25 protein-coding genes and 1 pseudogene are annotated in these 22,111 nt (G+C 39.3%); 11 read left to right on the top strand and 15 right to left on the bottom strand.

The window, feature by feature from the left end:
• Window positions 1-70: 70 nt before the first annotated feature.
• The 8 genes from H9626_RS09315 to H9626_RS09285 all read right to left on the bottom strand — a co-directional run bounded on the left by H9626_RS09315 (window position 71) and on the right by H9626_RS09285 (window position 6,801).
• A complete protein-coding gene (locus H9626_RS09315; RefSeq protein ID WP_191710333.1) occupies window positions 71-313 on the bottom strand; it encodes a hypothetical protein in 243 nt (80 codons plus the stop codon).
• Between the two features lie 177 nt (window positions 314-490).
• Complete coding sequence (locus H9626_RS09310) at window positions 491-2,317, bottom strand: tetratricopeptide repeat protein (protein WP_191710332.1); 1,827 nt, start codon at window positions 2,315-2,317, stop codon at window positions 491-493.
• A 351-nt stretch (window positions 2,318-2,668) separates the two neighbouring features.
• On the bottom strand, window positions 2,669-4,258 hold the full coding sequence (locus H9626_RS09305) for a type II toxin-antitoxin system HipA family toxin (RefSeq protein ID WP_191710331.1): 1,590 nt from the start codon (window positions 4,256-4,258) through the stop codon (window positions 2,669-2,671).
• Window positions 4,251-4,565, bottom strand: a complete 315-nt coding sequence (locus H9626_RS09300; RefSeq protein WP_191710330.1) for a helix-turn-helix domain-containing protein — start codon at window positions 4,563-4,565, stop codon at window positions 4,251-4,253. Before H9626_RS09300 ends, H9626_RS09305 begins: the two co-directional genes overlap by 8 nt.
• A 109-nt stretch (window positions 4,566-4,674) precedes the next feature.
• Window positions 4,675-4,926 (bottom strand): hypothetical protein, encoded by a 252-nt coding sequence (locus tag H9626_RS14895; RefSeq protein WP_225230946.1) that lies wholly within the window; start codon window positions 4,924-4,926, stop codon window positions 4,675-4,677.
• Window positions 4,927-4,941: 15 nt separating this feature from the next.
• Window positions 4,942-5,322 (bottom strand): exo-poly-alpha-D-galacturonosidase, encoded by a 381-nt coding sequence (locus H9626_RS09295; protein ID WP_191710329.1) that lies wholly within the window; start codon window positions 5,320-5,322, stop codon window positions 4,942-4,944.
• A 12-nt stretch (window positions 5,323-5,334) separates the two neighbouring features.
• Window positions 5,335-5,958, bottom strand: coding sequence for a recombinase family protein (locus H9626_RS09290; RefSeq protein ID WP_191710328.1), 624 nt, complete (start codon window positions 5,956-5,958; stop codon window positions 5,335-5,337).
• A gap of 12 nt (window positions 5,959-5,970) precedes the next feature.
• Complete coding sequence (locus H9626_RS09285) at window positions 5,971-6,801, bottom strand: virulence RhuM family protein (protein ID WP_191710327.1); 831 nt, start codon at window positions 6,799-6,801, stop codon at window positions 5,971-5,973.
• 398 nt (window positions 6,802-7,199) lie between these two features.
• Between H9626_RS09285 and H9626_RS09280 the strand changes: the two genes are divergently transcribed.
• Genes H9626_RS09280 through H9626_RS09270 form a run of 3 tightly spaced genes read left to right on the top strand, consistent with a single transcriptional unit; the run spans window position 7,200 to window position 8,353 of the window.
• On the top strand, window positions 7,200-7,751 hold the full coding sequence (locus tag H9626_RS09280) for a hypothetical protein (RefSeq protein ID WP_191710326.1): 552 nt from the start codon (window positions 7,200-7,202) through the stop codon (window positions 7,749-7,751).
• Window positions 7,752-7,754: 3 nt separating this feature from the next.
• Entirely contained in the window at window positions 7,755-8,060 is a 306-nt protein-coding gene (locus H9626_RS09275; protein WP_191710325.1) for a helix-turn-helix transcriptional regulator, read from the top strand.
• A 47-nt stretch (window positions 8,061-8,107) separates the two neighbouring features.
• Window positions 8,108-8,353 carry a hypothetical protein gene (locus tag H9626_RS09270; RefSeq protein ID WP_191710324.1) on the top strand — a complete coding sequence of 82 codons (246 nt, stop codon included), beginning with the start codon at window positions 8,108-8,110 and terminating at the stop codon, window positions 8,351-8,353.
• 62 nt (window positions 8,354-8,415) lie between these two features.
• Here the strand turns inward: H9626_RS09270 and H9626_RS09265 are convergent, their stop codons facing one another.
• The 4 genes from H9626_RS09265 to H9626_RS09250 are packed head-to-tail and all read right to left on the bottom strand — an operon-like array spanning window position 8,416 to window position 10,705.
• The gene (locus H9626_RS09265; RefSeq protein ID WP_191710323.1) at window positions 8,416-9,684 is read right to left on the bottom strand and encodes a Y-family DNA polymerase; all 1,269 of its coding nucleotides are present in this window, start codon (window positions 9,682-9,684) and stop codon (window positions 8,416-8,418) included.
• A gap of 2 nt (window positions 9,685-9,686) precedes the next feature.
• Window positions 9,687-10,124 (bottom strand): LexA family protein, encoded by a 438-nt coding sequence (locus tag H9626_RS09260; protein WP_191710322.1) that lies wholly within the window; start codon window positions 10,122-10,124, stop codon window positions 9,687-9,689.
• Complete coding sequence (locus H9626_RS09255; protein ID WP_191710321.1) at window positions 10,121-10,405, bottom strand: hypothetical protein; 285 nt, start codon at window positions 10,403-10,405, stop codon at window positions 10,121-10,123. Before H9626_RS09255 ends, H9626_RS09260 begins: the two co-directional genes overlap by 4 nt.
• Before the next feature lie 6 nt (window positions 10,406-10,411).
• A complete protein-coding gene (locus tag H9626_RS09250; RefSeq protein ID WP_191710320.1) occupies window positions 10,412-10,705 on the bottom strand; it encodes an HU family DNA-binding protein in 294 nt (97 codons plus the stop codon).
• Between the two features lie 543 nt (window positions 10,706-11,248).
• On the opposite strand from H9626_RS09250, the gene H9626_RS09245 reads away from it, so the two are divergent.
• From H9626_RS09245 to H9626_RS09235, 3 genes are all read left to right on the top strand, one after another.
• On the top strand, window positions 11,249-11,515 hold the full coding sequence (locus H9626_RS09245) for a hypothetical protein (protein ID WP_191710319.1): 267 nt from the start codon (window positions 11,249-11,251) through the stop codon (window positions 11,513-11,515).
• A gap of 3 nt (window positions 11,516-11,518) precedes the next feature.
• Entirely contained in the window at window positions 11,519-12,229 is a 711-nt protein-coding gene (locus tag H9626_RS09240; protein WP_191710318.1) for an N-6 DNA methylase, read from the top strand.
• 85 nt (window positions 12,230-12,314) lie between these two features.
• Complete coding sequence (locus H9626_RS09235; RefSeq protein ID WP_191710317.1) at window positions 12,315-12,644, top strand: hypothetical protein; 330 nt, start codon at window positions 12,315-12,317, stop codon at window positions 12,642-12,644.
• A gap of 886 nt (window positions 12,645-13,530) precedes the next feature.
• On the opposite strand, the pseudogene H9626_RS09230 reads toward H9626_RS09235, so the two are convergent.
• A pseudogene (locus H9626_RS09230) lies at window positions 13,531-14,252 on the bottom strand (IS982 family transposase); the annotation flags it as partial.
• Between the two features lie 152 nt (window positions 14,253-14,404).
• Here H9626_RS09230 and H9626_RS09225 point away from each other — a divergent pair.
• From H9626_RS09225 to H9626_RS09215, 3 genes are all read left to right on the top strand, one after another.
• Complete coding sequence (locus tag H9626_RS09225; protein WP_191710316.1) at window positions 14,405-14,647, top strand: hypothetical protein; 243 nt, start codon at window positions 14,405-14,407, stop codon at window positions 14,645-14,647.
• Window positions 14,631-15,254, top strand: a complete 624-nt coding sequence (locus H9626_RS09220) for a hypothetical protein (protein ID WP_191710315.1) — start codon at window positions 14,631-14,633, stop codon at window positions 15,252-15,254. Before H9626_RS09225 ends, H9626_RS09220 begins: the two co-directional genes overlap by 17 nt.
• 258 nt (window positions 15,255-15,512) lie before the next feature.
• The gene (locus tag H9626_RS09215) at window positions 15,513-16,871 is read left to right on the top strand and encodes a transposase (protein WP_148329480.1); all 1,359 of its coding nucleotides are present in this window, start codon (window positions 15,513-15,515) and stop codon (window positions 16,869-16,871) included.
• A gap of 194 nt (window positions 16,872-17,065) precedes the next feature.
• Here H9626_RS09215 and H9626_RS09210 read toward each other — a convergent pair whose 3' ends face one another.
• Window positions 17,066-18,373, bottom strand: coding sequence for an IS5 family transposase (locus tag H9626_RS09210; protein ID WP_191710314.1), 1,308 nt, complete (start codon window positions 18,371-18,373; stop codon window positions 17,066-17,068).
• An 848-nt stretch (window positions 18,374-19,221) separates the two neighbouring features.
• On the opposite strand from H9626_RS09210, the gene H9626_RS09205 reads away from it, so the two are divergent.
• On the top strand, window positions 19,222-20,343 hold the full coding sequence (locus H9626_RS09205; RefSeq protein ID WP_191710313.1) for an AAA family ATPase: 1,122 nt from the start codon (window positions 19,222-19,224) through the stop codon (window positions 20,341-20,343).
• Window positions 20,340-21,041 (top strand): DUF4276 family protein, encoded by a 702-nt coding sequence (locus H9626_RS09200; protein WP_191710312.1) that lies wholly within the window; start codon window positions 20,340-20,342, stop codon window positions 21,039-21,041. Before H9626_RS09205 ends, H9626_RS09200 begins: the two co-directional genes overlap by 4 nt.
• A gap of 100 nt (window positions 21,042-21,141) precedes the next feature.
• On the opposite strand, the gene H9626_RS09195 is transcribed toward H9626_RS09200, so the two are convergent.
• Window positions 21,142-21,360 carry a winged helix-turn-helix domain-containing protein gene (locus H9626_RS09195; RefSeq protein WP_191710311.1) on the bottom strand — a complete coding sequence of 73 codons (219 nt, stop codon included), beginning with the start codon at window positions 21,358-21,360 and terminating at the stop codon, window positions 21,142-21,144.
• Between the last annotated feature and the right edge of the window lie 751 nt (window positions 21,361-22,111).

Raw genomic sequence — 22,111 nt, 5'->3', positions numbered from 1 at the left:
ATAACTTGGCTTTTTGGACGTAAAGTTAATGATGGAAGTTGGAGACGAAAATACGTGGTTTACCGAATGCTTACAATACATCGCCATACTCATCTAAAATTTCATAAGTAATCGGTCGGTCAGGTTTCTCATTATGTATTATAAATAAATCATTAAATAATTCAGAATGAAAAGGTATATCAACAAATTCAACAAATACATTCATTGTTTGTTGATTATCTCCCCATTCACCTTGCCAAGGTTGCATCCTTTCATTTGAAAATATCTTATTGTTAAATAAAAATAATAAGAATAATAAAAAACACTTTTTCATAATTGCATATCTATTTTGTTTAACTTTTCTATCGCAAAAATAGATACTAATACGATTATAAATCAAAAAATGATATAGATACGAGATAGACAAGTGTAATGATTATAAAATCTATAAACATCTATAAATCAATATTTTAAGAATGCATCAATTTTTTAATATAGACAAATGCAATTCTCAATATTCCCAAAGCCAAATATCAAGGCTTTTTTCTTTTGAAAATTCACCCAACTCTGAATAAATCTTTGTTTTTATGCGAAGTTTACTTCGTGAAACTGATGTTGGAGCTATATTCAAAAAAACAGATATTTCTGTGATGGAAAAACGAAGTTTAATCAAACAGCATAAAATTATTTCGTGCTCACTGAGGGATGAGATTTCTTTTGATAATCGTTGTGTGAAATTATGAAATATATTATCTGTTACTTGACATATGTCACTTAGTTCCGTATCATTCAAGTAGACAGGCTTCAAATGAAGATTTCGTAAGAATGGTATTTGCGTCAACAATAAAGAACATAATTCTTTTTCCCTTTTTTCTAATAATAGAAGTCTATCAGATAAAGTCTTTACATTCGACAATTCATGAGAAGATATAGAATAGGAAGCAATCTTTTCATGTAGCATATTTTTCTCTAAAGACAAACGTTCATTTTCTTTTTTCAAATTCTTGAGTGCCTCTATCTGCTCAATATAAAGCTCCTTTTTCTTATTGTTTTCTGCAAACTGTGACTGAAGTTCTACAATATATGATTCGTTCTTTTCAACTTCTAGTTCTTTTTGATGTAGTTGTAAAGCCAAACTTGTTAACTCCTCTTCTTTCTTTTGTATTGTAATTCGCTTACGCAAATAAATATAAATAAGTAAAATACCCAATAGCAGAACTATCACTACAGTAAACATCCACCAATAGGTGATATTAGCTTTTTCCAACTCCAACTTTTGTTTTTCTGTAATTAATTTTTCATTATTATACTTTTCTTTATAGGCTATGATTTGTTTTCCTTTATCTATAGTAATAATAGAGTCATTATAAAACAATAATGAGTCACAATAAGTTTTCAGGTATTGGTTGTATTTAGGCTTCTCACTTAATCTATATAAATATTCATAAATAGATGCCTTTGTATAAATATTATCAGTATTCAATGCTTTATTTAGATAATAAAAAGCTGAATCTAATTTGCCTAAACGAAAATAGTTCTTGCCTATTAATGAGAATGGACGATATTCTATTGGAAATGACTGCAAAATACTTAAAGATTTTTCTATTTTATGACTATTCGTATACACTAAAGCTATTTCACGTTGAATGTCATAATAATAATCCGTATTTTTAAGTCCAAGTTCTGCTGCTATTGCACTACATCTTTGATAGGACTCCATCGCTTTGGGAAGTTTATTTGAGATACAATAGCATCTGGCTAAATATTGTAATGCACCCATTTGATACCGTAAGTTTGAATCTCTGACAGCATAATCGTATGCCTTTGTGCAGGATTCCAGTGCATAGTCTGTTAAGTTACGATATAAATATAACTTTCCTAAAGAAGACATTATAAGGTATCCTGTTTTATAGTCTTCCGTTTTTTCTACTTCTGATTTACCTTCCAAATAATACTTCATTGCTTCTTCTATATGACCCAAATTGTAATTGATGTTTCCCATATAGAGGGCCGACATTGCCTTTCTACGGGCATTATTTGTAGGCTTGTAATAATCGTATGCTATCCGTACAAGCGAATCGGAAGAGATTTTCATCAGCTGTTTTACCTTTGCCTGTGAGGTCAGCAGACACCACAGCGCATGGTTCTCCTTATCAGTTCGTGACGAAGGAACCTCCATACTTTCCAGTATATGCAATGAACTGTCCGGATGGTCAAACATGACCTTTTCTGCTTGTTCAAGTTCCGGCATCAGTTTGTCTGCTGTTTTATTTCCGTTGCATCCTGAAATTATCAAAATGGAATGTAATATTATAACTGCGTATATTATTTGTTTCATATAATCATTATTTTCGATGCAAAAGTATAAAAATATTAATTTTAACTATGTTTTTTAGGACATTTATCGAGCATTTTTATCTAATTCATATTGTATAAGCTGACTTCTTTTAAAATATAACATCCAAATTGAGATGAATAAAGAAAAATTATAGCCACGATTAAATTAAACTCCTTTCAGAAAGGTGTGTAACATTATCGCTACAGTACCGCCAGAACTGATATGTTGGGGTATTGCTGTTCATATTTATTTTTGTCATACTTATGTTAGTAGTTATTCCCTATCTATAATGGGGAAGGTGAACTATCTTCCAGCACATATTTTTCACAAAATGATATTACTGGAGTTTGTTCATATTTCTATACCTTGTTTGTGTTTATAGCTTTTTGTAATATGGTTTTGTGATAATGTTATGTCCTCAATGGTTCTTAGTATTTCATCCATCCCGAATATCTTGACAGTGGCGATGAATGTATTGGAGGATATATCCGGCTGAAGGCTTTTCAACAAATTCTCCGATGGCTGATACCCTTTTATTTTCAGTTCCAGAATGGCATTGAAGTCATCCTTTTGTATAGCATTGATGAACGACAGCTCTTGTTCGTGGGCGATATCCGGCATATTGACCGTATGCAGACGCTTGCCGAACAGGAGCAGGTTTTTTCCGATAGTATCGGCGTGATCAGCCCTGACACCGCAGTCCTTTGCATATTCTATCCAATGTGATACGGATTCGGCGACTTCTTCAACAATTGCCTTGTGGCTTCGTATGCCCATATTTTCCCCTACTTTTTGCAGGTCTTCTATGATGAAATTCTCCTGTTTCCCGTTCAGCGACATCTGGTGACGGTTCGTCCATTTGCCTCCCGGCGTATAGGAATAGCACAGGTCGTAGGCTGGTGCAAGGCTCCAGTTTCCTTGTTTATTCATCAGGAATGAGAAGTTCTTGGTGTGATCATCATGGTTGCGTGCCATGACGTTGAACACCATTCTTCGGTACAGTTCTTCCTGCTCCTTGTATGACAGTCCCATCAAGCGTATGATGCGGAACATCTCTTCGTAAGAATGCCGTGCGTCACGGTCGTAGTGCGCAAGTCCGGCAAGTGTCTGTACATGAATTTTCTCACCGTCCGCTTCCCGGTCGAAACGCCGTGTCATGAAATGATGTGAGTCTCTTTCAGTAAGCAGCCTGCATTCGGTCATGCGGATTCCGCAGGAAGTGGCCATTTTGTAGTAGGCGTATTCGATGTTGCCTATTCCTTGGGGATTGTCCGTAATCTGGGTATGCTCACTGTATGTGCCTCCATCGAATTTGAGCAGCCAATAGGCGAAGCCTTCCGGTGCTTTCACCTGTCCCGAACGTACTACGCCCGTTGTGTCGTTATAGGCGATGATGGCTTTGGGCTTGGCACCTCCGGCTGAGGTTCCGACTTTCAGGATGTCGAGTATTTTCCTGTCCTGCTGGTGCAGTTGTGCCTGAAATCTTTCCCTGTCCGTAAATACGGATTTGGCAAGTTCTGTCAGTTCCTCTACATGAAGGATGCTGGATTCTTCCATTCCCTCGATGTGCTGGCTGGGTTCAAACTCCAGTGCGCCCATCGCACGCTTCCCCGTGTAGCACAGCCTGTCGAGCGGAGTAATTTCTTCTTCTGCTAACCCTCTGCTGGCAAACCATTCATTGATGATCTGGTTTCCGAATGCATCCGGCAGCGCATCGGCAACCAGTCCTGGAAGTCCTTTGAAACAGTTGTTCCTATTCTCCAAAAACTGGTAAGGCGTTCCTTTGTAATTGCCTGTGGGCATGATAATTGGCGCGATGTCAAGTCCGCTTCGGATGAAACTCCGCTCGTAATCGAATAAGGCGGTTCCGGTGCTTTCGTCCCATGAAAGCGATCCTACCGCTTTCCCCCATAGCTTGATGTCTACAATCAAATCATTCATGGCTGTTGTCTTTCGTATGCCGTACCCTGTGGCGTTTCTTTCCCTGCATCCGTTTCAGTTCAATCGGGCTTATCTTCGTTTCCGGAACTAACAGTTCCAGATTCTCCAGCAGTCCCAATTCCCGGATGACGCAAAGGAACAGCAGCATTGAGACGGGCTTGCCCTTCTCAATGTTGGCTACGGTCAATATGCTCATGCCTGCCCGTTCAGCCAGTTCTCCCTGCGTCATGTTCTGCTTGATGCGGATGTCTTTCAGGCGGCGGCCTATCTTAGCCAATACTGCCGGGTTGCTCATTTCCTGCCACATATACTGTTCTTTTTCTGCAAAGATATGAAATAATATATGCAAATACAAGTATTAAACCGTATATCTGATTATAATATATATAAATGTATATATAAAATATATGTGGCAGTTACATGGGTATTTCTTTAATTTGAAGTTGTATGTTGAGTCCTTGACTTTGTTTGATGATTTCCGGCCTTTTCAGGAATTCGGAGCACTCTTCATACTTGTAGAATGTCAGGAAATATCCTTTGAAGGGTTGTATTTCAATTCCGCTCTCTGTTATATAGAGGCTATATTTTGTCTCTGAATCAGCTATGCAGTAACACTTTTCCGTGCATAGCGGTGTTCGTATCTTGTTTATCTGCTTTATTTCTTTCATAGCTGTAACTGTATGTTAAATGGTGGCATACTCATCCAGTGATTGGATCTTTTTTATGATTTCATTGAAGCGGTTCTCTGTAAGAGGGGTAAGGGTAGATGCATTGCTTCCGTCAAATGATTCTCCGTAAATAAGCCTGTCGAGTTTCAGGTTGTGATTGAGGTTTTCCCGGATGCAGTTTCGTAGTTTCCATAGGTTCCCCAAAGTCATCCATGATTGGTTCTGGTCTTTAATGGCCATGAAAAGTGCGATTGCCGTTTCCAAGTAGAATCCGGTATGGTTGTAATCGGATAAGACCTCACTCCCGTTATGATAGATGTAGATGTTTTGTCCGTCATCATCGGTCATAACCTGACACTCCGAAAAAGGAATGTGGCTGTATTCATTGTTCTGCATGATTCTTGTGATTTATTGTTTGTTAATACTGGTATTATTTTCTCTTTGTTCATCTTGTTTTGATTTCAGTTCAATGCCGTTTCTCCGTAATATCCGGTAGACGGTTCCTGCACTCCCGATATGCAGTATCTTCTGTATTTGCCGGATGGAAGTCCCTGTCTGGTAAAGCTTGATGCAACTTTTCTGCTTGGCGACATTATTCTTGTTGATGGTTGCCTTCCGTCCGAATTTCACCCCCTTTTCTTTGGCTATCCTTCTTCCTTCCTGTGTCCTTTCCACAATCAGGTCTCGTTCAAATTGGGCGAAGGCTCCCAATACGTTGGTGATGAGTTGCCCAGTGGCTCCTTCGGTGCTGATGTTGTCTTGCAGCGAGACGAAATGAATGCCTTTGTCCTTGAATCTGTCAAGCAGCATGAGTATATTCCGTAAAGAGCGTCCGAGGCGGTCTAGCTTATAGACAATGAGGGTATCCCCCTGCCTGATGAATGACAAGCAGGCATCCAGTTCCGGGCGGCTTCCTATGCGTCCGGACAGCTTTTCCGAAAATATCTTTTCGCATCCTGCGGCTTTCAAGGCTTCAATCTGCATGTCGAGATTCTGCTCTTTAGTTGATACACGTGCATAACCGATTCTCATAAATCCCTTATCTTATAACAGGTTGGTAATGGCCGTAGCGGGTATTTCCAGTTTGGAGAAAGCGAACATTTTCTTTCCCAGATCTTTCAGAGAAGCTCCGATATGATAAATGTCCGTATCGTCAATGATCAGGAAGCGGTCGTGGCTGTCCCGATAGATTCTGATGTCAATCGGCGGATATTGGTCATTGTGCCGGTCAAGGTCAAGCTGAAGCTGTGGCGTGATTCGTTGCGTGTAGATGACCGCTGACACACCTGCATTGCGTTTGCTTAACATAAGCAGTACGGCTTCATCCACGTAGTTGTCTATTAGAAGAAGCTCCCTCTTGGCGGTTTTTATCAAATCTGTAGCGAACTTATAAGCATCAAATATCTGTCCGTTGTAGAATATGCCTTCCACCGGAGGTAGGGAAGTGCGTACAAAAAAGTCTATCTTTTCAGAATGCAATGCAACTGTTTTCTCTAACTCGGTCAGGCGGCGGTTTACTGAATATCCCTTTAACAAATATTCTTTGAGAACGCCATTTGCCCAACGCCTAAACAAAGTGGCGTTTTTACTATTGACACGGTATCCGACTGACAAGATAGCATCAAGGTTATAGACTTTGGTTTTGTAAACCTTGCCATCAGATGCAGTTAGTTCCAAAATGGAACATACTGAATCTTCATCTAATTCAGCACTGCTAAAGATATTCTTCAGATGCTTTGTAATTGCTTGTCTTCCTGTGCCGAAAAGTTCAGCAATCTGTGCCTGAGTTAGCCAAACCGTATCATTTTCCAGACGGACTTCAAGCTTGATGGCTTCGTCAGGTTGGTATAATATGATTTCTCCTTGGTTCTCCATGTCGGTGTTTCTGTTTTATTATCAAGTCGCAAACTTAATCAATAGAAACGGATTCTCCAAATGTTTTCCAATCAGTTTCACAATATCGAATGTTTCTTTTTTATTTTAATAAAACAGAAACATGTTTTTCGTGATTATGGAGGTACATGTTGGTGTTAATACGTTTCAAAAGCTACATTATTTTAGAAACTGCTGAATCTTTAGTTTAGTCATAGTATTGTTATTACCATTATTGTAGATAGTCTAGATAATAATTGTGCTGTTTTTTTCATGGATGTAGATTATGGACGGATGGATGGAAAATATTTCAGGCAATGTTGTTGATTGTTAAATAACTAAACCTATAGGTTTATATTGGTTCTTTTTTGTATTTTTGTAATCAAATTGATGTGTAACTTATGAAGTTTGTAAGAGTAATAGAAGGATATGAACATTTATGGGCTGTCAAAGAGCCTGATAAAGAGTATGATGAATTAACTTCATTGTTTGAGAACTGGAACAATGCGGATTATCTATTGGACTTCTTTAAAGATAACATAGAGGATTTGCGGAATAATTTTCATATAGAGAAAATATCAGAAGCGATTCAAGATACGTTTGAGGATGCAGATGAATTAGAAGAGTTGATTTTAGAATTTCCATATACAGAAAACTTGGATGGCTTGTTTGTGCCACTAGATATTACAGATGCAAAATGTGTGGAACTGACTAGAAGAAAAGCCCGCAATTGGAATAGGGATAAACATGCTAGTTGGTTGAGAATATATGCTATCCGTCTTGAAACCAATGTTTATGTGGTTACAGGTGGAGCAATTAAGCTGACGCATTTAATGCAGGATAAGGAACATACTTCTGTGGAATTGGATAAATTAAATAAATGTAAGGATTTTCTTAAAGCGAATGGTGTTTTTGACAAAGATAGTTTTATGGATTTAAATAGTGAGGACTGAATTATGAATAAGGCTATTGATTTTTTAAAAAAGCATGAAAGTATTTCTCCATCCTATTTTGAAGAAAATGCGAAATGGAGAAAAGAAAACAAAGTTTGGCTGGAATGGTCACGCTCTATCGCTTTGTCTTTAGTGGACTATATGGAATCCAATGGATTGAATAGAAATGGTTTGGCAGAGCGTTTGGGTGTTTCTCCACAGTATATCAGTAAAATTCTATCTGGGAAAGTGAATTTTTCGTTTAAGAGTATTGCCGAATTGGAGCAGAAACTTGGCATTAAGCTATTGAATGTGTTGGAATTTGCTTGATAATTTGATAGTATTTCTATATATTATCTTAAGTAAAAAATATTTTTATGATTCAGAAGGTGTTGATAATTTTATTGGTTGTTTCCATAATATTGATTATACTTGGATATTCAACAAGTAGTTCAATTTTATCTATTTTAGTTGCAATGATAAGTTTAGTATGTGAAAGGAAACAGAAAACAAAAATTAAAGAGCAAGAAAAAAGTATTAAAGAATTAGAAGATGCTCTTGGTGTTCAAAAAAATGAGCAAGGGAATATAACTTCAGTAACAACTGATTGTGGTACATTTTAAAACTATTTTTATATGTGAATAGAGAACGACCATTAATTTAAATTTATAGTGATTCAGCTTGTTCATTTCACTTGTATAATCTCTTTCAGGTTAGTTGTATATTGCCGGGTAATATGCTCGCACTTCAGGTGCCAGCTTTTACCGTTTCCTTGCACGGCAACCTTGACCGTGTTGTAACCGTTCTTCCGGTTGATGGCATCTATGGCAGCGGCCAAACGTGCCTGTTTCTCCCGGTCAATGGTGTCAAACAGGTTGGTCTGTATGGCAGAATCCGGGCAGATGTCCCAAACAATGACCCCTGCTTTTTTGTATAGGTATGTGTTCCCTTTTCGCCATTCTGACCGGAGTGCTCTAACTGCGGATGCTGCCAACTCCTGTTGGTCGTTGGTAGGAACTGGAAACGTAACGGTTCTGTTGATGGCATGTGACGGTAAGTCCATACGGAATCGGCTGGTGTAAGCGAATACGGTCATTGAAGAGCAACAACTTTTCTGTTCTTTCAATTTGCGTGAGCAGGATGCGGCAAAATTCGCTACTGCTTCTTCTACTTGGGTGAGTTCGGAAAGTCCTTGGTCTGCAAAACTGCGACTGGTGCAGATGCTCTTCTTTTGCGGCAGTTCCTCGATATCTATGCAGCTTATTCCTTGCAGTTCTTTCCATGTCCTGACACCGGTTACGGTCAGCATCTTCCGTACCCAACTTTCGTTCTTCTGCGTAAAGTCCCATGCCGTCCGGATGCCGTGATAATTCAGTTTCTCTGCGTGTTTCCTTCCGATTCCCCATACATCGGCAATATCGAATCCTTGTAAAGCCTTGATGCGTTTTTCTTCCGAATCAATCAGACATACCCCTTCATACCCTTTATATTTCTTTCCGTATTTGCTGGCCACCTTCGCCAATGTTTTTGTTTGGGCTATTCCCATAGTGACGGGTATGCCCGTTCCTCTTCCAATAGTTGCTACAATCTTTTTTCCGTAAGTATGCAATGCTTCTCCGTTTCCGAACCCGTTGAGGTCAATGAAGGCTTCATCGATGGAATATTGGGTGAGTTCTGGGGAAAAATCGGAGAGCAGCATCATGACGCGGCGGCTCATATCTCCGTACAGGGTGTAGTTGCTGCTGAATACCGCCACCTTATTTGTTTCCAACAGGTTTCTTATTTGATAAAATGGTGTCCCCATTGCAATGCCTAAAGCTTTGGCTTCGTTGCTTCGGGCGATGACGCATCCGTCATTGTTGCTTAAAACAACGACAGGTGAATTACGGAGATTGGGGTTGAATACCCTTTCGCATGAGCAGTAGAAGTTGTTGCAGTCAATAAGCCCTATCATATTTATCTATGTAGCTGCCGTTTGATGTTATAGGTAAGCACGCCCCAGATGATGAAATCGTTTTCATCCGTGACTTTTATAGGCGGATATTCGTCATTGGCAGGAATAAGCCAAAGGCAGCTTCCGTCCGGTTCCAGTTTTACTTTCTTCAAGGTAAATTCACCGTCAATATAGGCGACCACTATATCCCCTTCCTGCGGGTCGATGGCTTTGTCAATGACCAACAGGTCTCCGTCATCAATCCCGCAGCCTTTCATTGAATCACCTACCGCACGTGCATAGAAGGTGGTAGCCGGATGCCGTATTAGTTCTTGGTTCAGGTCGATACTGTCCGACATGTAATCCTGGGCCGGGGATGGAAATCCGGCACGGATGCCTTGGTCTGCGAACAGTAGTTCCAGTTCACTGCTCAAATCTGCGGAATAAAGAATCAGTTTCATGCTTTGAAGCCCTTTCTTTGCATATCTTCCCTTGCTAGTTCAATTTCAGTCTGTGAGAGTTTGGGTAGTTTTACGGTATCGGGGCTTTCGCTCTGATATGCCTTCACTTCGTCTATCAACAGTTGCCAGTCGTACAGGAATTCTTCAGAACATCCGTTTTTCCGGTATATTTCCTTGGCAGCTTCCAATATCTCAGGTGCACAACGGTCATCCCCTTGGAATACGACAGCAGGGATGTCGCCATTGATACAGTCTCTTAACAATCGTAGCTGATCTTTCATCTTGAATCAGTTTTTGATGGTATCTAACTCGCTTATGCTCTTTATAAACTCTTTTGATGGCTTGAATGCAGGAATATTATGTGCCGGCACAAGGATGGTTGTGTTCTTTGAGATATTGCGGGCTGTTTTTGTCGCACGGCGTTTGATGATAAAGCTGCCGAATCCACGGAGATATACATCTTCTCCTTGTGCCAATGATTCTTTTAGTTCCGTCATCAGGCTTTCAATGATGGTCAAGACGGTTCGTTTGTCTATGCCGGTCTTGTTTGAAATTTCTTGTGTCAATTCTGCTTTGGTCATTGCATTTCATTTTTTGTTGGGATGCAAAGATAGTAATTTCTTCCATGTCTTATGTCCTGATCCTTGTTTACAGTCTTAATTCTGTTTCTGTTAGGTCATTATCTATTTGAAGTGAAAGAAGTCTGTCGGCTTTCCATGTATGTTCATTGCTAACTGTTTCTTACTCCATTCTGTTCCGCTCTTTTCCATTTTTCTCCTGCTCTCCTGTTTTGGGGAAGTCTATCCCCAATCCGTGGAAGCCTTTTTCAATCGGCAAATTTCTGATGTGAGGTGAAAATGAAAAATCCCGGTTTGCCTTTGCTGAGGAAAAAATAACGATGAAGGCTTAGCTTCCCAACATTTTTTCCTATCAGGATTTTTCGCATTTCCCCTTTTCCATCCGCTTGTTCTTGCCGTAGAAAAAGGCTCATAAACTCGGATGGGGCATAAATCGCTTCAAAAAAAAGTCGGCTGAGAGGAAAAGACCGGAACGGAAGATTTCAGAAAAAGGTCTTTAAATCTGGCTGAAGCATAAATCAAGTTTAATTTTTTAATTCTTTGCGTATGAAATGGATTGATAGAATGGTAGAGAAGGTAACGAGATGCAGCACTCCGTTGAATACATCTTTTAGAATGGGTGTTCATGCGGTGGTCTGCCGGAGCGGTCTGCCTGATTATGTTTGTGTGAATGTTGACGGGATTGATTGGTTCAGTTTTGATTTTTGGTTGAAGGAGCTTGTGATAGAATCTGCTTGCCAATATCCTTACAATATCGCAGATGCGTTTGATATGCTGTATGATGATGTTCGTGTGACCGTTAAAAGTGAATAAGCTATGACACCGAAAGATTTTTTAGAGTTATACGACCGGCTGTCTTATACGCACGGGCGTGAAAATGTGTTCCGTGATTTTTTGGATGTGTCTCTTTTCATGTTGTCCGGTGGTACCTATCGGGAAGATTACAACAGGCTTTCAATTTCTTATAAAGAAAATGAAATGGAGATTTTTATACAGATGCTGCACTCTGTTGCCAATCATTCGGAGGGTTTCAATGATGTGTTGGGGGATGTGTTTATGGAGCATATCAGTCACGGGCATCACGGGCAGTTTTTCACTCCTATACATATCTCTGACCTTATGGCGGTTGCGTCTGGTTGTGAGACATTGCGGCGTGGTCAGTCTGTTTATGACCCTTGTTGCGGTTCCGGCAGGATGCTTTTGTCGGCAGTCAAGGCAAGCACGAAGTCTGATGTTTCAAACAGACCTTTCTGTTATGGTTCGGACATTGATTTGAATTGTGTGAAGATGGCAACGGTCAATCTCCTGATGAACTCAATACCGGGTGAGGTCGCTTGGATGGATGCGCTGACATTGGAGCATTGGCGGAGTTATAAGGTTGAGCTTGTTTCTGTCTGTGGCGTATGGTTGCCGCTGTTGTCTGTAGGCGGTGCTGGAGATACTTCTTTGATTACCCGTATTCAGAATATGCCTCAGATGAAAACGGTAAAAGGCACGGGGCAGCTGCAACTGTCTTTTGACTTTTAAAGTCGGTTTAGGGGGTGTTTCGCTCCCCCCCCCTTAGGGAGTAACTAACCAATCATTAATCTTATAACACTTTAATCATTTTCTTATGAAATCAATTAAGCCAGTTAAGTTTATCGCAGACAGTTTGAAAGGAGCCAACGAATTGCTGAAGAATGCTCAAAAGAAAGCAGCCGAACTTGACCAGTTCAAGGGTGAGATTGTAATAATCACTGATACAAAAGGTAAGTCTGTTCAAGGCTTTTTCAAGAATATTGAGTTCGTCATCATAGATAATAAGATAACTGCCAGATATACGGTTTATCTTATTCTTGAATGTGAAAAAATTATCATGGCATCAGCCCATACTGACTATGTATATGATGCAGTGGATATACGGAAAACAACCTATAAGAACTACAGGTATAATGTCAATTGATGGTGATGTCAATCAGAGGGGGTATTAAGTTTGACACCCCTCTGATACATTTAAAGCATACATTCTAAAATTCGTTTTACAATTTCCCATATATCATCCAAATTTTCAATTAGAAATGAAAGAATTGGATGCTGTTTCTCTTGTTGTTTGTACAGAAACCATTTGATTTTTAAAACAGTTGTTTGCATTATAAAAAACTTCTGGTTTACATGATAGTTTGTTCAAGGGCCACCACTCCCAAAAGTCTTGAAAACTGAATTGGCTTCTGCTTCTGCGAAGTTATAAATAGGGCTTTATATCTAAAAGGACAAAATTTTATCCCTTATTATTTGTGTTATAATATATTGTAATACAATTGTTTGAATAGCAAGATTAATTGAATATGACAATTATATACTAAGACACTTCGTTTCACGCTACACGGTTATTAACATCATAAACTAGCAATAGTAAATTACATGTTTGATGATTATGATAAGAAAGACTTTGGTGGCTATATCCTTAATGCTGATGAGAGCAGATACAAGTGTTTCTAGAACATGAACCTGTATGCGTTGAAAGAAATATCTTGTGTTCCGCTACGGATTTGACAACAAGTCGGAAAATGAAGTGCAGAATGACACGGAAGAATATAATAGGTGGCTAGGATTCTGCAATTATGTACGTGTATTCTACATACCGAAGAAGTATTAGAGAAATTATAGAATTTGTAGGATAACGCAGAAAGTTTTCTCTACAAAAGCCAAATATACGCTCAAAAAAACTTATACATCACAGAAAGTCGTTTGTTACAATGATTAATCTGAGGAAATATACCTTTCTTCCTCTGCCAAGTGATCGAGGAAGAAGAAAACAAAGACATTGATATCTACGCTTAGATGGTGTAAACTATTTCTATCAAAGTTCTTTTCTTAAACAGAATTTTGTCCACTACGCTCATCAGGGAATTCTTCATATTGTTCTTTACTTTGGTTATCAACTGTATGCCGTTAAGGAAAAGGTTCTCAAGCAATGCTTGTCCGCACAGAGATTGCCCTTTATGCCTTCAGAAATCCTGCCTGTTTCAGTTGCTCACGATCATCCATATTTCTCGGTGTGAACATAAAATTAAGGATTTCGTCTTTGTCATTGATGATCAGGTGTAGTTTGAATCCGAAGAACCATCCCATTGAACATTTCTACGTTCTGTAATCCCCTGAAAGTATTGTGTATCAGGATGCGCTGATTCCGGTATACACGCAACGGCGTGGAATCCACAAAGCTGATATCGGTACAAGTACCTAGCAAGACTTCCTTGATGAAGACAGTAAGCTGTAACAAGACTTCTTTCTCCAACTTCACAAAACGGTTGTAGGACACACGTTTTGGGAAGAGATGCGTCAGATGCTTGCAGACATACTCTTTATAATAATGCTTGAAACATCGAAAACCTCCTGAATGGAACAGAATCAGAATGACCATGATTTCTGCATCGCTCATCCGGTTGGGCTTGTTCCGATGTTTGCGATTCTTGTCGTCAACCATGTATTTTTCTTGTATCTTGGCAAATTCTTTGCAAAAATCATCCGCCATACAATAAATCTCCGTAACTTTAGCCTCTGAGGACATAGTGGTAATCATTTGAATGTAATATTTAGCATCATAAGTTCAATGCTTTTATCGCTATGTCACTAATTTTCATAATTTTACTTTTTATCTTGAACTTATGTTGCGGAATTGTTTTTTATTTTTTAGGGAATCTATAATGGAAGTGAGGATATATGAAATATATAAAAAATTTAAAGAATATCTTCGGCATTATATCAATTGTAGCATGGGTTATGGGATTAGGATATACAGCGGGAGTTATTATTACAAAAATGAATTGTGATATAAAGTTGCTTGATCAGCAATTTAAGTGCATGAATGAAAAACAGATGAAAGATTTAGAAATTTTGAAATTAAATAATAAGATTGAAGTACTAGAATTACAGATTAAAATTTTGGATGATGAAAAAAAATAAAATAATTGTATTATTCTCTATTGTAGGGTTTATTATATTGTGTTTGTTAGCCGTTTTATTATATGGTTTAAGATATGCAAAGGGGCTAAAAGTTCAAATCGAAGAGAGGAATAGGATAATTTATTCTTTATTTGAACAGAATTTTGTATTGGATAAAAGTAATTTAGATTTTATATTGTCTTTAAATAGTGATTCTGGAGGGCAATTGTCTCATATTAAAAAAGATATTCTTCAACGAGAACTTACTTCTCTAGAAATGAGGAAATTACATGAAATAATGCAAAACTATACAAATTCAGTTTATAATAAAGACTACAAAGCATATAGTAGTTTTTTTGCTGATAGTGTACAGGTTTTTTTTCTAAAAAAAGATTTCTCTATAAAAGATGTTTTTTATAATATGAGATGGTATTGGAACACATTCCCTAATGCTCAAATACAATATGACATGAATTCGATGTCTATATATAAAAATAATGAAGGGTATAGAGTTTATATTCCAATTGTAAAAGATGAGTCTGATATAATAGGTGAAATAAGATTTAATAATAATATGAAAATATATTATGTAAAAGATTTTTATGCTTTGAGGGATAAAAAGGAATGAACAAAGTCTGATGATAAAGCATTCAATCGTATCTATTAAGCATATAAGTGCAATGATTGATAGATGTTCTATGACTCATTTTAGCTCACCGTCAATATAGGGATATTCATTAAGTAGGGACATTCAGTAAATAATATAAAATTAGCCAACTAATTCATACACAAAGTGTTGCGAATTAGCTGGCTTTTTTGTATCTTTAGGTATTCCCCCGAAAATGAGGTTTGGCAGCCAAAACGGGGGAAATACTCCAACCAAGATATGGCAAAAGTACAAAATATTTCAGAAATTCACCCTACTTTGGGCTTTACAGAATTTGATATTCTGGAAAAATACCGCAAGAGTTTTAACGAGAGTGAGCTTGGCAGGCTTCACTCGGTGTTTCCGTTTGAGCGTATGGCAAAAGCCCTGGGCCTGTCGGAACAGCGACTGGGACGCAGGAACATCTTCAGCCCTGCGGCAAAGATTGCCCTCATGGTCCTGAAGGCATACACCGGATTCTCCGACAGACAGCTGGTGGAACATCTGAACGGTAACATACACTACCAGATGTTCTGCGGAATCATGATAGACCCGTCCTTTCCCATAACCAACTACAAGATAGTCAGTGCCATCCGCAATGAGATGGCATCCCGTCTTGACATTGAATCCCTCCAGGAAGTGCTGGCCTCACACTGGAAGCCTTATCTTGAGAACCTTCACGTGTGCATGACCGATGCCACATGCTACGAAAGCCACATGCGTTTTCCCACAGACATGAAACTCCTTTGGGAAAGCCTCTCATGGCTCTACAGGCATATGTGTCGTCATTGCAGGAATCTGGGCATAAGACGTCCGCGCAACAAATATGATGATGTTGCCAAGGCTTATCTGTCCTACTGTAAGAAAAGAAAGAGAAAGGCATCAAGGACAAGGATGCTCAAGCGTCGTATGATCAGGCTTCTTGAAAAACTTCTCATGCAGTGGGATGGAATTCACAGGGAGCATGGGGGCTCACTCCGGTATACTCAGGATTACCGGAAGCGGCTTTCCATCATCAGAAAGGTTCTTGTACAGGAAAAGGAAATGTTTGAAGGACGGAAAGTCAGTGACCGTATCGTCAGCATTGACCGTCATTATGTACGTCCCATCGTAAGAGGCAAGGAAACGAAATCCGTCGAGTTCGGTGCGAAGGTCAACAATATACAGATAGACGGCATATCGTTCATCGAACACCTCTCGTTCAAGGCTTTCAACGAGGGCATACGCCTGAAGGACTGCATCCGCATGCAGCAGAAGCTCATGAACGTGAGGGTAAGATGCGTGGCAGCCGATTCCATCTATGCCAATAACGCCAACAGGAAGTTCTGTACGAAATACGGAATCTCCACTTCCTTCGTACGCAAGGGAAGGGCGGCCAGGGATGAATTCTTGAGGAAGGTTCTCAGAAGTGAACTTTCAAGGGAGAGGGCCACCCGGCTTGAAGGCAGCTTCGGCACACAGAAGCAGCATTACTCGCTCTCGAGGATAAGGGCACGGAACAGGAAGACGGAAATCCTGTGGATTTTCTTCGGAATACATACGGCAAATGCCGTACTGATGATTGACAGGATCAGGAACAGGACAGTTAAAGCGGCATGATATGATTTTACTGACAGAATAAGAAGAGGTCATTTGGCTTCTTCAGGAGTGTTATGTCCTGTCGGATAGAATTATGTGAGAATACACGAAAAAATGACAATAAAAATGGCATATGAAAATGATAGACCATAATCACTTCATATGCCATTTTATTTTTGGGGGACATTTACTGAATATCCCTAAGTAGTCGTCCCTTAAAAAGCCCACTTTTGCGAGATATTGTTCAACCACAGTATCTTGCATATTTTTTGAATCATGTACCAAAGAGTTTTCATGGCTCTTCTGAAGTTATAGGTCGCTGCTGCCAGAAGCACGTTCACAGTATCTCCCACCACACCCTTATAAAAGTTGCGGCCAAATCGGTAATCTGACTTTAAGTGACCTATCGTCGATTCTATACCTGCACGCTTGCAGAAGAGTTTATGTTTTTTCTGCTTCTGATAACGGCTGTCTGATTTCTTGGGTATATCGGGAATCATAATCTTCGTCCCGTTAATTTCCTTCTTGCCTCTGTATCCTCTGTCACCGGTCAGCACTTTGATTTTTCGCCCGGTTAACCGTTCCACCTGTTCCAGGGAAGACTCGATGGTATGACCGTCATATTCATTGCGAAAGGACATGGCTCCCAGAATGATACCTGTGACGGAACGTATGATGGATACCTTGTTGCCGAATTCGTATTTCTTATGTTCTTTGCCCTTGCTGATACATTGCACCTCTGGCTCATGAATGGAATAGACCTTTTTCCGACTGTTACGCTTTTGGGAAAGAATGGTTTCAAAGAGTCCGAGCAGTTTGTCATAATCGTGATTCTCTTTAAGATTACGCTTCAGCTCCCTGACTAACCTTCCGGCTATTGTACGTAAACGCCTGTCTGCCCTGAGGGCTTTTTTCCTGTTCCTGGGATGATTCCGAAAACGCTGGTCACGATAAATATCCTTCAACACAAAGGTGTAGCTTTGACGCAGGGGAAGGCCCAGCTTTTTCACAATGCCAAGGACTTTTTTCACGATCTTCTTATGCAACTTTGCATCCGTGGGGTAAGTGACATTCTTTTTCTGAACTGTAGAATCAATGAAGGCCGTATCATGATGATGGTCTCCATCATCCTCGTTATTCACACGGATGCTTTCCTGAAAAATAAGTTCAATCCCCTCTTCACCGATACGCTTGCGGAAATGAACCAGTTCTGAAGAGGCACATGGAGCAGACGGAGTGAACTCCTGCATCCCACAAAAATACTGATAATAAGCGTTTTCACTCCATTGTTCTACCAATGACTCATCTGACAGATTACGAAGGTGTTTCAGAATGAGCAAGCCACACATTAAACGGATTGGCTTACCGGGACGACCGTTGTCTTGACAATACAAAGGCTGAAAAGCTGTTTCAAATTTTTCCCAAGCTATTTTGTCAGCCAACTGGTAAAGTGGGGGCGATTGGTTCAGCATGTCAGATAGGTTACTGAATAAAGAAGGGCTATTATGCGTATTTTTAATCATAAATTCTGCAAGTTTCTTAACCTAAAGATAAGAAAACTTGCAGAATTATCAAAGACTTTTATTGATTAAATAACTGAATAACAGTAAATAAAAATATTTTTAAGGGACGACTAAGTAGCATAATACTAGCCAACTAATTCATATACAAAGTATCGCGAATTAGTTGGTTATTTGTATTTTTAGATGTTCTTTCGAAAATAAGATTCAGCAGCTAAAACGAAGGAAATTTCCCAACTAAGATAGGGATCGTTTAATTTATTCTTATAATAATGGAAAGTTAGTATATATAACGTAATTGCTTTCCGATACATTACTATAATGTAATTGAGGGAGAAACTTTTCCTTCCCACTTTATATAGAGAACAATATTTTATACCGTGAGATAACATTGTTGCTGGAACGAAACAACCGGATTTGCAGATGCAGCACTTCAATCTGCTTGAATCTTCTCATGTTTAGAATCATCCTGCTTGAAATGCTGGCCTTTATTTGTAGCAGCTGATGTATTTAATCCATTTTATAACGGTTTCTAATGCTGGTATAAGGCAGAGTTCCTAAACAAGCATATTTAGTGTAGATGAATTCTTTCCGTTATAACTTTCTTGGACTTTTTCCTTTCTACCTTCAGTATCGTCTGTTTGGTGTAAGATGAAATTTTTTCGTTGAATATAAGGTCAATAAACTATATCCAGAATAGGAATCCAGCAAATGATAAAGAATTGTAGACCTTTCTCTGTTTTCTGATTTATAGTATTTTGTGTGCCGATTGTTTATCGTTTTTTGCATCAACTTTTCGTTTGCATTTGAATTTATACTAACTTTGCAACCTAACTTAAATTAAGGGTGTGATGGTAAAGACTCTAAGGACTAAATTGCAGGAAGTAACGATTAGAGGTTATAAATCTATCTCTTTTGATAATCCTGTCACATTGAAATTAGGTGATGTGAATATTTTGTTGGGTGCTAACGGTGCAGGAAAAAGTAATATCATCAGTTTTTTCCAAATGTTAAGCTATATGATGAGCAAAGCGTTTGGAAAATATGTGGAAATTTCAGGGACATCAAGCGCATTGTTGTATTATGGTCCGAAGAGGACACCGGTAATGTCGGGAGAATTGAAATTTGCAGATAAAAAATCCGTAGATACTTATAGCTTCGATTTAACCAATGCGCGACCAGACAGATTGATTATCACGGAAGAACGTATCGTGTGGCATCGTGAGAGGGAAGAAAAGCCTTATGAGGTTGCTTTAGAGCCTAATTTTAAAGAGTCCGCTCTAGTGGAAAGTGGGGATCTAGTAGCCAAGACCATATGTCAGATGCTATCTTCTTGTAAGGTTTACCAGTTTCATGATTCATCTGCTGAGGGGCCTTTACGACAAGTTTGTCCTGTTGAAACGAGCAATTATCTTCAGTCACATGGAAATAACCTGCCTTCTTTTTTACTGTTTTTACGGGAAAACTATAAAAATTCCTACAACAGGATTGTTGAATACGTGCATGATGTGATTCCACAGTTTCAGGATTTCTATTTGGAACCGGCCGGTGGATTTGTATCTTTGCGTTGGATGGATAATTCCGCTTCGGATTACCGTTTTAACGCTTACCAGTTTTCAGACGGTTCCATCAGATTCATTGCATTGGCGGCATTGCTTTTGCAGCCGGTTCAGACAATGCCGAAAGTCATTATATTGGACGAGCCTGAACTTGGGCTGCATCCATATGCCATTACTCAACTGGCCGAGATGATAAAGGACGCATCCATACACGCGCAAATAATCATCGCGACACAGAGCAAAGATTTGGTTGATCATTTTGATATTGATGACATATCAATTATAGAAATGAATAAGGACACGCAATCTACTTCTGTAACCCATCTTAGTGATGAGGATTATCATCTTTGGCTTCAGAAATATACAGTTGGTGAATTGTGGGATAAAAATATCATAGGAGGGCGTCCTGTATGAAAGATAAAATCATCCATGTCCTTTGTGAAGGACAAACCGAACAGGGATTTGTTGAAGAAGTCTTGCGGCCATATCTTAAGGAACAGGGGGTGAAAAGTGTAAAAGGAATCTTAATTACAACCAATAAGAAAAAGAATGCACATGGGGGAATGTTAAGTTACAACCACGCAGTGACAGATATTGGTCTTTTGCGTCAAACGAAAAAAGACGATGAGTATGCAAGGCATATCTTTACAACGATGTTTGACCTTTATGCTCTTCCAAATGATTTTCCCGGTTATGCGGTTGCTCAAAGGATTGGCAATCCTTACGCTCGCGTAAATTCTTTGGAAACAGATTTTGCGAAAGACATAAATGACGAACGTTTCATCCCTTATATTCAGTTGCATGAGTTTGAATCCCTTTTATTTTGCGGAATCGCGCATATAGCAAGATATTATCCCGGTTGTGACAAGCGTTGCAAGCAACTCGAAAAGGCCTTGCTTGATGCAGGTGGCAATCCGGAACTTATTAACAATGGCCCTTCCACAGCTCCAAGTAAGCGTATTATCAAGGCAATAGAGGGAGATAAAAAGACACACTACAATTATAACAAGCCTGTTACGGGTAAAAATGTGACCAAACAGATTGGGGTTGAAACGCTCCGTGCCGAATGTAGACACTTTAACGAGTGGATAGAGAAATTGATAAACAGTTGATTTCTCGTATAATCCTTAGGATAAATAATCAGGATCTATAGAAAGAAAAAGGCTTGTCCGTTTCATTGGCGGACAAGCCTTTTTTCATACTGGCAGGGGATTACTCGGTCAATGCATAATACCCGATATTCTTGCGTCCTTTCTTTTCGGTCGCATAGACCAGTTTGCTTTCGCGTGAAAGCCATCCGATTGCTGCCCAGAACTCATCATCTGTCAGATGTGATTCCTTTTTCAGTCTGGCTACTTCCACTTTTTCATTGCTCTCATGCAGGATATTCCAGATAGTGCCTGCATTCTTTCCGATTAGATTACTTTCCATTGTTTCTATGTTTATATGGTTTATGTGAATAAAATGTGTTGTACGTTGATTCTCATAGGGAGAGGGCAGCGTTTATAGGCTTGCCCGGTTTCGTGACTTAAATACCTGAAATACGTTTCTGTCTTTCTCATAATGCAAAATGTTACCTGAAAACAACTGTTACTTGATAATAAACGAATGCATTGTAGGTGTGCCTCTGTAGCCCGGCGGAGCATGAGGATTTTATAAAGGGACGGATGTCATCCCCAATTGATAGTGGAATAAATACGGTGGGATTGTAATAAATGAAAGAACCCAGAGGGATTCATAGCTGAATGCAAGTGCAAATATAGGGAATTATTTTTAATTGTGCAGGTTTTATGATGTTTTCTTTGTGGAGGTAGCCTTTTGTTTCTTTTGATTCCGAGCTATGGGTGTGGCAGGTTTTACTTTCGGAAAAATTTATATGGGGCATATCGGCAAGCCGCCGGGCTATCCGTTGCAAGTCCTCGCTGTGGCTGTGGGCTTTACTCTGCTATCCCTTATGCGTAAAGCGGTATATGTTGCCTATTCCTTTCCGTCCTTTTCCCCCTTTCTGCCTCCCCTTTCTTGTATGAAGTCCTGTCCCGACCGGGAAGCCTTTTTTCTTCGGCAAAGGTATGATGAGTGGTGGAAATGAACAAATTCCGGCGATGCCTTTGCTTCGGGAAAAATAACGATGAAGGCTTGGATTCCCAACATTTTTCCCTATCAAAATTTTTCGTATTCCACC

The organism is Phocaeicola faecium (assembly GCF_014837055.1).
GTDB classification, from domain to species: Bacteria; Bacteroidota; Bacteroidia; order Bacteroidales; family Bacteroidaceae; genus Phocaeicola; species Phocaeicola gallinarum.
This window is presented reverse-complemented; position numbering and strand designations above follow the sequence as displayed.